At 36.7% G+C, this 15,337-nt stretch carries 14 protein-coding genes; 12 read left to right on the forward strand and 2 right to left on the reverse strand.

The window, feature by feature from the left end; translation table 11 throughout:
• Positions 1-57: 57 nt before the first annotated feature.
• The 7 genes from J5Y03_RS18200 to J5Y03_RS18230 all read left to right on the forward strand — a co-directional run bounded on the left by J5Y03_RS18200 (position 58) and on the right by J5Y03_RS18230 (position 9,916).
• On the forward strand, positions 58-3,147 hold the full coding sequence (locus J5Y03_RS18200; RefSeq protein ID WP_209407444.1) for an efflux RND transporter permease subunit: 3,090 nt from the start codon (positions 58-60) through the stop codon (positions 3,145-3,147).
• Positions 3,148-3,983: 836 nt separating this feature from the next.
• Positions 3,984-4,706, forward strand: coding sequence for an amino acid ABC transporter ATP-binding protein (locus J5Y03_RS18205; RefSeq protein ID WP_209407430.1), 723 nt, complete (start codon positions 3,984-3,986; stop codon positions 4,704-4,706).
• A 28-nt stretch (positions 4,707-4,734) separates the two neighbouring features.
• Positions 4,735-5,520, forward strand: a complete 786-nt coding sequence (locus J5Y03_RS18210) for an ABC transporter substrate-binding protein (protein ID WP_209407431.1) — start codon at positions 4,735-4,737, stop codon at positions 5,518-5,520.
• A 51-nt stretch (positions 5,521-5,571) separates the two neighbouring features.
• Positions 5,572-6,282 (forward strand): amino acid ABC transporter permease, encoded by a 711-nt coding sequence (locus J5Y03_RS18215; RefSeq protein ID WP_209407445.1) that lies wholly within the window; start codon positions 5,572-5,574, stop codon positions 6,280-6,282.
• Positions 6,283-6,438: 156 nt separating this feature from the next.
• On the forward strand, positions 6,439-7,176 hold the full coding sequence (locus J5Y03_RS18220; protein ID WP_209407432.1) for an IclR family transcriptional regulator: 738 nt from the start codon (positions 6,439-6,441) through the stop codon (positions 7,174-7,176).
• A gap of 83 nt (positions 7,177-7,259) precedes the next feature.
• Positions 7,260-8,891 carry a M20/M25/M40 family metallo-hydrolase gene (locus J5Y03_RS18225; protein ID WP_209407433.1) on the forward strand — a complete coding sequence of 544 codons (1,632 nt, stop codon included), beginning with the start codon at positions 7,260-7,262 and terminating at the stop codon, positions 8,889-8,891.
• Positions 8,892-9,175: 284 nt separating this feature from the next.
• Positions 9,176-9,916 (forward strand): N-acetylmuramoyl-L-alanine amidase, encoded by a 741-nt coding sequence (locus tag J5Y03_RS18230; protein WP_209407434.1) that lies wholly within the window; start codon positions 9,176-9,178, stop codon positions 9,914-9,916.
• 113 nt (positions 9,917-10,029) lie between these two features.
• On the opposite strand, the gene J5Y03_RS18235 is transcribed toward J5Y03_RS18230, so the two are convergent.
• On the reverse strand, positions 10,030-10,185 hold the full coding sequence (locus tag J5Y03_RS18235; RefSeq protein ID WP_209407435.1) for a DUF1540 domain-containing protein: 156 nt from the start codon (positions 10,183-10,185) through the stop codon (positions 10,030-10,032).
• 311 nt (positions 10,186-10,496) lie between these two features.
• Here J5Y03_RS18235 and J5Y03_RS18240 point away from each other — a divergent pair, with 311 nt between their 5' ends.
• From J5Y03_RS18240 to J5Y03_RS18255, 4 genes are all read left to right on the forward strand, one after another.
• Complete coding sequence (locus J5Y03_RS18240) at positions 10,497-10,925, forward strand: DUF2521 family protein (protein WP_209407436.1); 429 nt, start codon at positions 10,497-10,499, stop codon at positions 10,923-10,925.
• 65 nt (positions 10,926-10,990) lie between these two features.
• A complete protein-coding gene (cwlD, locus tag J5Y03_RS18245) occupies positions 10,991-11,701 on the forward strand; it encodes an N-acetylmuramoyl-L-alanine amidase CwlD (protein ID WP_209407437.1) in 711 nt (236 codons plus the stop codon).
• Positions 11,702-11,836: 135 nt separating this feature from the next.
• A complete protein-coding gene (locus J5Y03_RS18250; RefSeq protein WP_209407438.1) occupies positions 11,837-12,907 on the forward strand; it encodes an Mrp/NBP35 family ATP-binding protein in 1,071 nt (356 codons plus the stop codon).
• Between the two features lie 153 nt (positions 12,908-13,060).
• On the forward strand, positions 13,061-13,657 hold the full coding sequence (locus J5Y03_RS18255; protein WP_209407439.1) for a KinB-signaling pathway activation protein: 597 nt from the start codon (positions 13,061-13,063) through the stop codon (positions 13,655-13,657).
• Positions 13,658-13,704: 47 nt separating this feature from the next.
• Here J5Y03_RS18255 and pdaB read toward each other — a convergent pair whose 3' ends face one another.
• Positions 13,705-14,472, reverse strand: coding sequence for a polysaccharide deacetylase family sporulation protein PdaB (pdaB, locus tag J5Y03_RS18260; protein ID WP_209407440.1), 768 nt, complete (start codon positions 14,470-14,472; stop codon positions 13,705-13,707).
• A gap of 96 nt (positions 14,473-14,568) precedes the next feature.
• Here pdaB and J5Y03_RS18265 point away from each other — a divergent pair, with 96 nt between their 5' ends.
• Positions 14,569-14,811 (forward strand): hypothetical protein, encoded by a 243-nt coding sequence (locus J5Y03_RS18265; RefSeq protein ID WP_209407441.1) that lies wholly within the window; start codon positions 14,569-14,571, stop codon positions 14,809-14,811.
• Positions 14,812-15,337 lie beyond the last annotated feature (526 nt).

Below are 15,337 nucleotides of genomic sequence, written 5' to 3' on the forward strand. Positions count from 1 at the left end.
AAGGTGCTCCTTCGCAAAGGGGGATCGATTTCGGGAGGAATTTTACCCGAAAACCAAATGAGACGATTGCTGGAAGCAACACAGAAGCGGGCTATTTTGATAATCACTTTAATCGTTTTGATACTTCTTTGGGGTGGAATGTCAGCGTTCCAAATTCAACGAGATTATATGCCGGAAATTAGTAATTCCACGCTTATGGTTACCGTAAGGGCAGACAATTACCAGGCGAATCAAGTAAAGACAATGATAACGGACAAGCTTCAACAGGCAGTAAGTGTAGTAGATGGTCTGCAGGATGTAGAGACAAACTCATTTAATGGTGGAGCGACGCTCAGTCTTGATTTTTCGATGCAACATGATATGAAAAATGCCGAGGTACAGGTAACTAAAGCTCTGGAAAGAGTTTCCCTCCCTGCTGATGTTCAAAAACCTTTAGTCACTCGGCTCAGCACCAATTCTCTCCCAATAATGAGAATCAGTTTGATGAGTGCGTCTCCCAATATTACGGAAAATACTCTAAGAACAACGATACAAAAGGATGCTGTCAATCGCTTAAAAACAGTTCCGGGGGTACAAGATGTCCGCATATCCGGAGGTGGAACAGCCGGATTTGCTGTTACCATCCGAACTAAGGACTTACAAAAAGCGGGTTTAACCGTAACTGATGTTAAACAATCGCTTGAAAAAAACTACACAACGGATTTAGACGGAAAGGTAACAAACAACCAGGTTTCCATTCCAATCGAAGTTTCCGGTTGGGAGACTAGTCAAAAAGATTTGCAAAATCTACCTATTCATGGTCAAAATGGAAAAACGGTTCCGCTGTCTTCTGTTGCCGGCATTTCAAGCTCCATTGTGAACCTTGAGACCATTTCAAGAACGAACGGGGAGCCAAGTGTTATATTAGATGTTTTAAAAACTCCGTCCTCCAATATTACGGATGTTTCGGAGCAGATAAAAAGCAAAATGAACGAGCTTCCAGCATTGCAAAATAAGGATATAAAGTCTTCCATTTTGTTTGACCAGGGTGCACAGGTGAATCATTCATTGAAGGATCTTATCAAAGAGGGTCTGTTGGGCTGCTTGTTTTCGATGATTTGTGTATTTCTGTTTTTCCGTAAAGTTCGCTTTACATTATTAATCGCTCTTTCCTTGCCAATCTGCTTACTAGCGACAACCGGTTTATTAAAAATGATGGGAATCAGTCTGAATATCCTTACCGTTTCCGGACTTATTGTCGCCATGGGCAGGGTAGTTGATGATTCGATTGTTATTCTGGATAATATGAACCGGAAAGTGAATGAGAAAAAAGGATTGAATAGCATTCGTATAGTAACAGACGGTGTAATGGAAATGCTTCCTGCCATTGTATCTTCTACAGCTACAACCGTAGCAGTCTATGTTCCAATCGCGCTAATTGGTGGAGAAATAAGTTCTGCTTTCTCAGGCTTTGCGTGGTCGGTAGTCATTGCCTTGGTTGTTTCTTTGTTTGTCTCCCTTATGGTGGTGCCAGTTCTTTACAACCTTTTTGGGAAAGGAAAACCGGTTTCGGTCGAGGATCGTTTAGAACGGTTGGCTCATAATATGGTTACTTGGGTATTTAAGCGTAAAAGAAAAGTGGCTTATGCCACGCTAGGATTATTTTTACTGACTGCGGTATGTGCAGCTTTTCTTCCTGTTAATTTTTTACCAACCACCAATACAACAGGACAAGTCGGCGTTCGAATTGAAATGCCTCAGAATACATCCTTAACAGAAGTGGATACTGAAGTAAAAAGATTAGAGGGGTTATTTAAGGCAAATCCAAAGATTATCTCTTTTTCATCGAGCCTTGGTTCCTCTTTTACACCTCAATCCGATGATGTTTTTGATGCAGGAGGAGGATGGCTTCAACAACCGAACATTGCCAATTTGTCAATAACGGTTAAAAAAGGGATCGATGTCAATGCCTTTATTCCTGAACTGCAGAACCAATTAAATAGAATGTCAAGTAAAGCGGTATATACAGTTTCAAATGCAAGCATATCAGGCGATGATACTCAGTTAAAAATTAATCTCACGGGAGCCGATAGTGATACGTTAGATACCATGGCGCAATCCGTCCGCGACCAACTTAAACTCATTCCCGGACTGGCTGTGCAGGGAGCGGCTGATTCTGAAGATAAAACCACACAGTATCAATTAACACTCAATCGGAATGCGATTGACTATAACGGGATTAAGCTGGCAGATGTTCTCAACCGGATTCAAATGTATACCGCCGTGGGAACGAAAGGGTTTATCTCGATTAACCAGAATACCTTCCCAGTTGTCTTCCATTCTGATGTGCAAAAAGGCAACACGAAAGATATTTTTTCATTAATGGGTGCAGAGACCTTTTTAAATAAGTATGGTCAAGAAGTACCTTTATCCCAACTTTCACATGTAACTTATTCAGGTGCGCCGGTGATTCAAGAGCAAGATGGCCATCCGTATGCTGTTGTTACAGCTAATATCACTTCCAATGATATTGAAAAGGTTACAAAGGAAGTCAAAACTGCTCTTGCAAAAATGCCACTACCAGAAAATGTAAAGGTTTCTTTCGCCGGTGCTCCGCAGCAGGTGTATGAAATGATTTTTGAAATGGCAATTGCTTTATTCATTTCCGTGTTGCTGGTGCTCTTAATCATTAGTGTTGTTTTCCGTGGCTGGAAAGCTCCATTGTCGGTGTTAATGTGTATTCCGTTGGCGTTTATTGGATCGGTCATTAGCATGGTCATCTTTAGGTTGCAATGGAATCTGGCAGCGTTTGTCGGCCTATTGATGCTGACGGGGATTGTTGTCACCAATGGAATTGTCCTTGTCGACAAAATCGAGAGGAATGCTGCAGAAGGAATGAAACTTGAGGAGGCTATTTTACAGGGAACGATTTCCCGTGTTCGCCCAATATTGACAACTGCCTTCACAACTATTTTAACCTTGGTTCCACTAGCATTGTCCGCCAGCTCCGATACCGTAATCTCGCAAACTCTTGGGATCGTGGTAATTGGAGGGCTGATTAGTTCAACTTTCATTAGTCTGTGCATGGTCCCAATTTGTTACAAATGGATGCATCAAACCCACCGTGTTCCATTGTTTAAGAGAGCTAAGTTAGAAAAAATGGTTTAATTCCTTATAAGAAAACCGTTCAATTAGCTGTGAACTGCACCCCAATTGTTAAACACATTTTAACAATTAGGGGTGCAGTTTTTCTATGACTAAATTCATTGTAGAAAATAAATTAGCTGCTGTTCAACGTTATTTAGAGCTCCTCAGTTCTCAAAACGTTAATTTTTGTACGTTTCAAGACTCTCAGTCATTTTGGCTGGGGGTCTTTTTTATGCTGTAAAATAGCTTATGACCACATTTTGACCACGAAATAATTTTCGACAACAACTCATAGCCCAAGTACCTTTGAAATTTCTCTGCTGTTTGCTCATTTAATATGTTTGTAACATGGGTATAGATGACCATGGTCTTGAATATCAGAGTGTCCTATGCAAACCTGCTCCGTGGTTATATTCACGCCTACTTTAAATAAAAGGAAAGCATAGGTGTGTGATAAAATGACGACATTTGTTGATAAATATAAATAACAGAATAGTCAAAAATTATGTAAAATATCAATTAAATAGAAAGTGTTTCCGGATTACAGAAAAACATGAGTTGTTTTTTAAGAGAATACGTATTTAAGGAGAGGATGATAAAAGTAATTTTGGAAGCGTATACAAATTTTAATTTACTTATTATTTTAACCCGCATTAACGGGCAGTAAGACCCCCACCTCAAGATTGAGAGAGAGACGAATAAGATAGGTGGGGGATAACTGCCCGTAAAAGCCCGATTGGGCTGGGCTAACCATCAGTAGGGGTGAAGAACCCCACCACTGATGGAAGTTTCACTTTATCTGTTTTCTTTATTGCGAATAGAAGTCCAGTATAACTAGATAGGAGGGGGGAATGAGTATGATTAAGGTGAAAAATGTCTGTAAATCATTTGGATCTTTACAAGTATTGAAGGGAATTGATTTAACGATTGAAGAAAGCGAAGTGGTTGTTTTATTAGGGTCAAGCGGTTCAGGAAAGAGTACCCTTTTAAGATGTTTAAATTTTTTAGAGATTAATGATGAGGGAGAAATTTGGATTGAAGGTGAATTGGTTCGTCCCGGTACAACGGATTTGAATAAAATTCGGTCTGAAGTCGGTATGGTATTTCAGCACTTCAATCTCTTTCCGCATAAATCTGTTTTAGAAAATATTATTGAAGCTCCTATCTATGTTAAAAAAATGAAAAAGAGTGAAGCAAAAGATATTGCTCTTGATTTGTTGGAAAAGGTTGGTCTGAAAGATAAAGCTGATGAATATCCAGATATGTTATCTGGAGGACAAAAACAAAGGGTTGCTATTGCACGGGCACTTGCGATGAGTCCGCGAGTGATGCTGTTTGATGAGCCTACTTCAGCCTTAGATCCTGAATTGGTAGGAGAAGTTCTTCAAGTTATGAAGCAGTTAGCAGGCGAAGGGATGACAATGGTCGTAGTTACTCACGAAATGGGTTTTGCTCGCGGTGTAGCAGATAGGATTTTATTCATGGAAGAAGGTCAAATTTTAGAGGAAGCTACCCCTAAGCAGTTTTTTGAGAATCCGCAAAATGAAAGAACAAAACAATTTCTGAAAAGTATTTTATAATTTTTAAAAATTACGGGAGGTATATGAAATGAAGAAGAAAGGGTTTGGAGTTGTATTATCTACAATGCTTTTAGGTTCTATGGTTTTAAGTGCGTGTGGAGCAGAAAAAACAACAGGACAAGCAAGCAAAAAAGAATTTAATTATGCAATGAGTGGGTTATATAAACCATTTAACTTTAAAGAAGATGGTAAGCTTGCCGGCTTTGATGTAGAAATTGGAAAAGCACTCTCAAAAAAAATGGGGATGAAAGCTGTACCAGTAACAAACCCATGGGAAACAATTGTACAAGGATTATTGTCCAAAAAGTATAATGCGATTTTAGGGAGTATGACAATCACGGAAGAACGATCAAAGGTGGTTGCATTCACCAACCCATATTATGTTTCTGGTTCTCAGATTTTTGTAGCTAAGAATAATCAGGAAATCAAATCAGCTGAGGATTTAAAAGGGAAGAAAATCGGAGTTGTGAAAGCGAGTCCTTATAAAGATTTGGCTATTAAGTATACTGGAAAAGAAAATGTGGTTGATTATGATAGTGACTTGACGGCTATTATGGATCTTCCAACAGGTCGACTTGATGCTGTTATTACGGATCAAATGGTTGGTTTTCGGGTGATTAAAGAAGGTAAGGCTAAAATTAAGGATGTTGGAGAGCCGCTTACTCATGATGATCAGGCGATTGCCGTAAGAAAAGAGGATAAAGAACTGAAGGGGAAAATTAATAAAGCGTTAGAAGAAATTATTAAAGATGGAACATATGAAAAAATTAGTGAAAAATGGTTCGGACGCAATATTCTTGATGAAAAGAAATAAAAAAGAGTGTCATCGGTCCCCTAGTTTTTTAATACAAAATAAGAGGTGAGGATCATTATTCATATATTATTATCCACATACCCTGTATTTTTAGAGGCAACTCTTCTTACATTAAAGTTGACAGTAGTTTCTCTTATTTTGGGAAGCGGAATAGGTCTTGTTTTTGCATTTTTAAGTCTTTCTCGCATTAAAGCACTTAATTATATTGCAACTTTTTATATTACAATTATTCGCGGGACACCACTTATTGTTCAGATAGCAATATTATATTTCGGACTTTCTAGTATCATTACATTTTCGCAGTTTTGGGCTGGTGCATTGGCATTAGGTGTGCACAGTGGAGCTTATATTGCTGAAATCTTTCGTGGATCGATTCAGTCAATTGATCGAGGTCAATTGGAAGCGGCCCGCTCCCTAGGTATGTCTCACCCTTTAGCAATGAGAAGAATCGTGCTACCTCAGGCGTTCAAAATTGCGGTTCCTACTCTTGGTAATCAGTTTATTATTGGATTAAAGGACTCTTCTCTTGTAGCATATGTAGGGATGCAAGATTTGTGGGGATCAGCATTAAGTGAGGCTGCATCGAACTTTGAACAAATGAACACATATATTGTAGTAGGCTTATATTATCTTGCACTTGTTTTAATTATTACTTATGGTGTGAATAAGCTCGAAGGTAATATGGATGTGAACGGCGGTAAGAAAAGAAAAAGAAAAATAAAAACAAATAAGTATAATGAATCGTTTGGAATAAAAAGGTAGAGAAATTCAAGGAAACGTATTCTCCAGCACTGAAACATACTTTTATTAATATGAGTGGTAGAGATGCAAGTTGAAGGGGAATTTTTATGGAAAATTTTCCGAATTTTTTGAATAAAAATCTTAAGATAAAAGGAAGAGTTCATAGGAGTTATAATCATGGTCCAATCTATTGAACGAGCTATGCTTATTATTGACATCCTTATTTCGGATGAATCAAAAGGTGAATGGCAAATCTCCGAATTAGCGAAAAAAACATCGCTTCCTCTCGGTACGCTTCACCGATTACTTAGTTCTTTAATCAAATACGGTCTTGTTGTACAAATGCCTGAAACCAAGCATTACAAGGCAGGGGATAAGTGGATGGAGGTTGGCCTTCGTCAATTGGATAAAATAGATTTCAGATTAGTAGCAAGACCGGTAATGGAGCGATTGGCGAATCATGTAGAGGAAAGCATCTATTTAAATATTGTGAGTGGTATAGATGGAATTGTTATTGAGAAAATTGACAGTCCTTTAAAAATTAGAATTGCTGAAAATCTAGGTATCCGAATTCCTCTACATATTGGCGCTCCGAATAAAGCTATTCTTGCTAATATGAAAGAGTATGAAATGGAACAAGTACTAAATCAAATGAATCTTTCACCTAGTGGTATACAAAAAATAAAACAGCATTTGGGTGATATCAAAAGAAACGGCTATGCTGTTAGTGAAAGTGAAAAAACGGAAGATACATCGGCTATTGCAGCCCCAATTATTGGATACAACAACAAAATACTTGCTGCATTAAGCGTCAATGTGCCGGGATTTCGTTTTACTCAGGAACGTGTTCCGATATTGATTGAAGAAGTGATAAAAGCGGCCGAGGAAATTTCTATGAAAGTAGGGAAAATATAAGTAGTATTTTCCTTATTTTTTAATTATTTATTGGAAAGTGTTTCTACAATACGGAAAAAGTGAATGTGAGGGTGGAAAGTGTTATGAGTAAATGGCAGACAAAAACCCATATGAGGGAACTTCTTTCTAAGCTTGTTGAATTTCCAAGTGTGACAGGATCAAAGGCTGAAATAGCAATTGCGGAATATATCGAAGAAGAACTACGCGCCTTCCCATATTTTCAAAGGAACGCTGATTATTTGAGGCTCCATCCGACAGAAGATGGTCGCAAAATTGTGACTGCTCTTGTTAAGAAAAGTGATGCTGTTAAAAACACGATAATTCTTGTGAGCCACTTTGATGTGGTAGATATCCAAGATTACGGAAGATGGAGAAATCTTGCCTTTGATACGGAGAAGCTGACAAAAGCTTTTTATAATCATAAACAAGACATGCCTCTGGACGTACAAAAGGATTTAGAGCAAGGAAACTGGATGTTTGGCAGAGGAACGATGGATATGAAGTGCGGTCTCGTAGCTCATATGTCTATGATTGAACAAGCGATTAGTGGAGCTTTTGACGGGAATATCCTTCTACTATCTGTTTGTGATGAGGAAGTAAATTCTGTAGGTATGAGAACCGCTGTTTCGACGTTATTGGAGTTGGCGGAGAATCATCAACTAGAGTATAAAGCTTGTTTGAATTCTGAGCCGATGTTTACACGGTATCCCGGAGATGATAGTAAGTATATCTATACAGGATCAATCGGTAAAGTGCTGCCTGGGTTTCTATGTTATGGAAAGGAGACACATGTCGGAGAGCCTTTTTCAGGGCTAAATGCAAGCTATATGGTTTCTGAAATTACGAGGGAGTTTGAATTAAACACGGAATTTTGCGAAGTGGTGGAAGGAGAAGTGATGCCGCCGCCTACGAATCTTCTACAAAGAGATTTAAAGGAAGAATATTCTGTGCAAATTCCACACCGTGCAGTTACACTTTTTAATTTATTTTTGTTCGAAAAAACGATGGATCAAATTATGGATCAATTACGTGGGCTTATGAATACAACGGCTACTCGGATTAAACGCAATTATGCAAAACAAGCGGTCAGCTATGCTCAATTAGATAGCTCTACACCGAAAACAATTGATGTTAATGTATTAACCTACGAAGAATTAATTACATATGCAGTAGAAACGTATGGACAAGAAGAAGTGAACCAGACCTGGTTAAAGGTAATGGAAGGAAGAGGAGAAGCAGATGACCGTGAGATGACCATTCGTATTGTAGATGAACTGGCCATATTATGTAAGGAGCTTTCTCCTATGATTGTTCAATTCTTCGCGCCTCCATATTATCCAGCTGTCAGTTCTCGCAAGGACCCATATATTCAGCAAGTGGTAAATGAAATGATTAGATATGCCGAGGAAAAGCATGAGGTAGACTTGCAAAAACAAAATTACTTTGGAGGGATTTCTGATTTAAGTTATATAGGAACATCTCAAACTTTAACTGCGTTGAGTCCTCTCGTTTCCAACATGCCACTATGGGAGAAAGGGTATACGGTTCCTTTGGAAAAGATAGAGATGCTTAATTTACCTGTATTGAATCTTGGACCGGTAGGAAGAGATGCTCATAAATGGACAGAGCGTTTGGATGTTGATTATGCTTTTGAGAAGTTGACAGAAATGTTGCCTGTTGTGATAAATAAATTATTAAAACAAAATCATATATAGTAGGTTCAATATACTAAAAAGTAATGGAACTATCAGGACGCTGGATCGTTCCATTATTTTTTGCGTCCGAAAAAGGCCGAATATAAGAAGGGAGGCATTTCTGCGCGTCCAACTTCATACTCTCAATCATTTATGGTTGAGAGTTTTTTTATGGATGTGTTAATAAAATTTCACTATTTTTATAAAAATAGACATTTATTCCACCATTATTTGTACAAGCACTTATATATAGAATGCATACCATATTTCTGAAGTACAAAATTATTATGAAAGGTGGAATAAGAATGAAAATAAACTACATCCAAGTAAATCAGTATACTCGGCCTGGGATTAAATTAAAGGGTGTTAAAAAAATAGTGATGCATTATACCGCAGACCCGGGTGCTACTGCTCAAAATGAACATGATTATTTTAATGGACCTGCCATTCAAGAAAAACGTTTTGCTAGTGCGCATATTTTTATAGACAAAAATAAAGCAATTTGTATTATTCCTTTGGATGAGGTTGCGTATCATGCGAATGATGTACAAGCCCATAATTCAGATGGTTCACCATACCGAGGAGTAGCTGCGTTAAAGCCAAACGCAAACTTCTTAAGCATTGGAATAGAGATGTGTATTGAGAAAGACGGTTCTTTCCATCCTGATACAGTTTCAAGAGCGGTTGATGAAGTAGCGGCTCTTTGTAAGCAATTTAATCTTGATCCTCTTAATGACATTGTCAGACATTACGATGTAACCAAAAAGGTTTGTGCAGCAGCATGGGTTAAATCTCCTGCACTTTTTGACGCATTTAAGAAGAATGTAAATGAAAAGCTAAATGCACCAAAAGCTCTAGGGAAAATAACAATCATTGCTGATCACCTAAATTTAAGAGACCAAGCTTCTATGAACGGGAACATATTAAAAGTATTAAATAAAGGTGAAGTTTACACTGTACTTGCTGAGAAAGATGGTTTTTATAACGTTGGACAAGCTCAGTGGTGTAGTGCGTCACCAAAATATGTATCATTTAAAGCCAATTAATCTAATCTCTTGTTTAACTTCATAGTTGTCCTCTAATAGTTATCTCTTCACATTTAAATAGAGCTGACATTCAAAAGCACTTAAACGCCATTGAATGTCAGCTCCTAGATCATTTAGACTTCAGGTGCAAATGTTTTACAATCTGTTTCCACAGTAGTACTTGCTTGTTTCCCTTTGTGACTCACTACATAAATGGCTTCTGCATTACATTTATTGCCATTACCCCAAAATTTACAATTATTAACTTCGCATAAAACATCTCTTGCCATTTGATTACACCACCTTTGTTATTATCCCGCATTAACGGGCAGTACCCCCAACCTCAAGAGTGAGAAAGTTGAAGAAAATAGGTGGGGGATAGAAGTTTCATTTTATTATTTGCTTCGTTAATTGCTTAATACTTTCCTTTTATTTCATTTAAAGCGACTTATACACTGTCTATTAATTGAACGGTTTTATATGACTAGTTATAATTTGCATTTTTGCACTATACATTTCTTTTATGGAAGAATTTGAATACATCATTCTTGAATGAACGGACCTATTTCAACTTAGACTATGGACTAGGGGAGGTAACATCATGAATGTAATAACGAATTTACGTGAAAAAAGAAGGATTAAGCAAATCTCCTTTGAAAGAAGTGTGTTAAAGGATTTGCGAATAACACAGGTTAGAGAGCAATTTAAAAATACATTTGATAAATTAATCATTAGTGATCGGCAGCATAAACGAGCAAGGGAAGAGTATTGTTTAGAGCTTGCTGTGGAATCTTATTTACTCGGTGCAAGGTATAGCCGATTTGCTTATTATGGAGAACCAATTGAACAAATCCAAATACGATCTGAAAAAGAAAAAGATTGGTTAACTTACTTATTCTATTCTTCTGTTTATGGGCGTAAAGACAAGGTTGAGACTGAGTTTTACCGGGATTGTAATGATTTTTTAAGTAACTGTTGGTTAGATGGGTTTCAAAAAGGTGAACGCAGGTATCGTCTTCGTTTGAGATAGCTTGTCATAAATACTCTCGTATGGCCATATACATAAAATAGGGACATTCGGGAGGAATAGGGAGAATGAAAAAATGGCATTTGCTTTCATTGATTTCAAGTTTATTACTAGTTGCAATTTTATTTCCATATTTTCAACATTCATATCAAACCTGGGGCACATGGGGCTTGCCACTAAATAGTAAAATAATTGTGCTTGATGCAGGCCATGGTGGTCCAGATGGCGGGGCTTCAGGTGGAGGAGTAGTTGAAAAAGAAGTTGCTCTTGCGATTACGAATAAACTAAGAGATTATTTACAAGAGCAAGGGGCAATTGTCGTGATGACGAGAGATGGAGATTTTGATCTAGCAGATGAAGGGATGAAAGGATATAGTCGACGTAAGAGTATAGATTTACGTAGAAGAGTGCATTTAATTAATCATTCAAACGCAGATCTTTTTTTATCAATTCATCTAAATGCCTTACCTAGTTCTTCTTCAAAAGGAGCACAAACCTTTTATTATGGATCATTAATTGAAAATGAAAGATTGGCAAAATTTGTCCAAGCTGAGTTAAAGGTTAGTTTGAATAATACACATAGAGTAGCTAAAATCATAAACCATGTTTACTTACTTAAGCATGCAAAGGTTCCTGGTGCATTAGTAGAAGTTGGGTTCTTATCAAATTATGAAGAAAGCCAGATGCTAGGTGATGAAAAGTATCAAGATAAACTAGCGGCCTCAATTTACAGGGGGATTATTAGATATTATACCGATCGAAACGAACCACCAAATTAAAATGGTGGTTTATTTGTCTCTAAAAATTCGCTTAACATTTCTTTTTATTACCATAATATAAATGTTTAGTAAAAGACGGAAAGCGCTCTCTATGTTATACTATTTAGTATATTAGGACAACAAGGTGGGATAAAAGTGTTAACAAACGAATACGTTTTAGACTTACTAAAGTCAATTCAAGATCCATTTTTACATAAATCATTAGTTGAAATAAACTCGGTAAAAGAAATTAGTATTAAAGATGAGAAAAAGCATGTGAGTTTAAAAATTGCTTTAATGAAAACTGGAACTGCTGAACAATTACAGCTTCAGTCTCAAATTGTACAAACTTTAAAAGAAAATGGTGTTGAATCGGTTGGTTTACGTTTTACAGAATTTACACCTGAAGAAATGAAGGAGCTAAAAGGAGAAGATGATCATACAGAAGGAGCATCTACTTCCCTTTTAGATAATAAAAAAGTACAATTTTTAGCAATTGCAAGTGGAAAAGGAGGCGTTGGGAAATCAACGGTTTCTGTTAACTTAGCTGTATCACTTGCAAGATTGGGGAAAAAGGTTGGCATTATTGATGCTGATATTTATGGATTCAGCGTTCCTGATATGATGGGAATTACTCATCGCCCAGTTGTTCGTGGTGAACGAATTATTCCAGTCGATCGTTTTGGTGTAAAAGTTATCTCAATGGGATTTTTCGTAGAAGACAACTCTCCAATTATTTGGCGTGGTCCAATGCTTGGTAAAATGCTTCAACAATTTTTCACAGAAGTTGAGTGGGGAGATTTAGACTACTTATTACTTGATTTACCTCCTGGAACTGGAGATGTAGCACTTGATGTTCATAGTATGCTACCATCGTGCAAAGAAATTATTGTCACAACTCCTCATCCAACTGCTTCTATTGTTGCAGCAAGAGCGGGTGTTATGGCTTTAAAAACAAACCATGAGATTATTGGTGTTGTTGAAAATATGAGTTATTTCCAAAGTAAGAAAACTGGTGAAAAAGAATATGTATTCGGACAAGGTGGAGGAGACCGCTTAGCTACTGAGCTTCAAACAACTTTGTTAGGCCAGCTTCCATTGCAACAACCAGATTGGGATGAAGAAGATTTTGCTCCATCTATTTATGATGCGAAGCATCCTACGGGGAAAATATATGAACAAATCGCTCGTCAAGTAATAGAAAATATTTCTGTTGCTAACAAATAGAGAAGTGTACTTGGGCCAATAGAAAAAACTATTGGTCTTTTTAGTTACTTACTCTGCAAAACAATAGGTATATAGAATGACTTTCAATTACGTTGATAATTGCTATACTACATAATGTGGGATTAAAATGTTTGCGTTTGGTGGGGGAGAAAAATGACAAGTAGAAAATGGGTTCAATTTTTTATGAAAACCTTAGTAATAGGGGCGATTATAACATTGATAATAGGGTTAGCCTTTGATGTTAATGAATATGCACTTTTTATTAAGCGTGGGGAATATATAAAAGTAGCCTTAGGACTTTTTGGTTTGCTTTTAAAAGGATTACTATATAGTGTATATAGCCAAATGGGATTCTTTGCATACTTGACGATTCATCGATTTGGGTTAAACTTTTTTAAATCAATTCGATTATGGAACATTGTGCAATCCGTTTTTATCATTTTTGCACTAGGAGATCTAATCTATCTTCGTTACATTGATGTTGCACATGGGAAAGGTTCTATCCTTTCATATTTAATTCCTTCATTTGCTTTATTAGTTGTGGGTGTTGTAGTAGCGTCTTACAAAGCGAAGGCCACTAATAAAGATGCTTTTGTTCCTGCTTTGTTCTTTATGACAGTAATTACAATTGTTGAGTGGATTCCAGCACTTAGAATTAATCAGCAATTGGAAATGTTTTATATGGTAACAACCTTATTAGTTTGTAATTCCTATCAACTATTGACTTTACATAAAACGTTAAAAAGCTGAGGTGTAAACCTCAGCTTTTACTTTTATTTCTATCCAGCCTTGTTTTCTTAATTAACAATTTTTGATTTTGTATCTGTATTTGAAATTAGCTCAGACACAGATACATTCTTATACCCTTTTTTAGAGATTGTTTGCCATAGCATTGGTAGTGCATTTGCAGTTTGTAGAGCGGAATCACTAGCATGAAGTAAAATGATGTCACCAGGACTTAATTCGTTTTTAACTGTATTTATGATTTTCTCGGCACCGGGATTTTGCCAATCATTTGTGTTGATACTCCAATGGACAACTGATAAATTGTACTGTGAAACGATTTTAAGTACCTCTTTATTAAATTCTCCGTTTGGTGGTCTAAATAGTTTTACACTTTTTACACCTAAACGAGTAAATACATCCTCTGATTTTGCGAGATCCCGTCTCATCTCCTCGGGTTTTAATTGAGTATAACTTTTGTATCGGTAACCTAAAGAGCCGATTTCATGACCTTGCTTTACTAATTCAGCAACTACTTCAGGATGCCTTTCTGCCCAGGCAGCAGATAAAAAGAAAGTGACGTGTTTGATATGTAGTTTATTTAAAGCATTTATTACTTTCTCTGCATTTTCATCACCCCAGCTAATATCAAAAGTCAATGCTATGTTCCTCTTGGAAGTATCCCCTTGATAAATAGCCATAGGTCCCTTGTTTGTAGAAAATGTTAATAAACCACTAGGAGCTTGTATATAAACGAGCCAAGCTGTAAAAAATGCTAAAACAGTAACGAGTGTTACTAACTTTATTCTTTTCTTTGAAACAATATAAAAGAAAAATAGCATAGACAAACCTTCCTTCTTGTCCCAATTTCTATATTAAGAAATATATGATTTTATTTTTGGTTGTATGACAAGAAGGGAAATTATTTGGAGGCATGGATGATTGGGATCTTATTTCACGAAAATCAAATAGTAGAACTCGAATTCATCATTCGAAATGTTTTGGAAGAATTAAAAGAGGATTTACTAGATGAAGATCTTAGTCAAACCTTAAATGAAGCCTTGATGGTTAAGTACAAAAGAATAATGGAACTTTATGAAAGAATTGCAGAAAAAGAAAAGGTTATTCAAATGAAATTAAACTTTGCGATTATACTTAGGGGAAATGATTCAATGAATTAGTTTTAAGACGAGTAAAATCTTACTAAAGAGAAAATGATATAGTAGTCTAAACCATTAAGTATAGTTAGAATAATTTATCCCTCAATAACGGGCAGTAAGACCCCTAACTTAAGATCGGGAGAGGGCCGAGGAAGATAGGTGGGAGATAACTGCCCGTAAAAGCCCGATTGGGTGGGCTAACCATCAGTGGAGGATGAAGAAAACCTCCACTGATGGAAGTTTCACTTTATAGGGATATAAAAAAAATAAAGATAAATACTATTTTTATTAAAAAAAGTGTTGACCACTATTTGAATGGATGATATATTAATATTTGTCTTCAGGACAACGAGGAAAATTAAATAAAAAACATGTTGACTTAACAAAATGAACATGTTATATTGATTGAGTCGCTGTCGAAAGACAGAATGAACTTTGAAAACTAAACAAAACATGAAGTAAACGTCAATTATTAGTTTTAGAGCACAAGATAAACAATCTATTATGGAGAGTTTGATCCTGGCTCAGGACGAACGCTGGCGGCGTG

It is taken from the genome of Gottfriedia endophytica, from assembly GCF_017814275.1.
Taxonomy (GTDB): Bacteria; Bacillota; Bacilli; order Bacillales; family Bacillaceae_G; genus Gottfriedia; species Gottfriedia endophytica.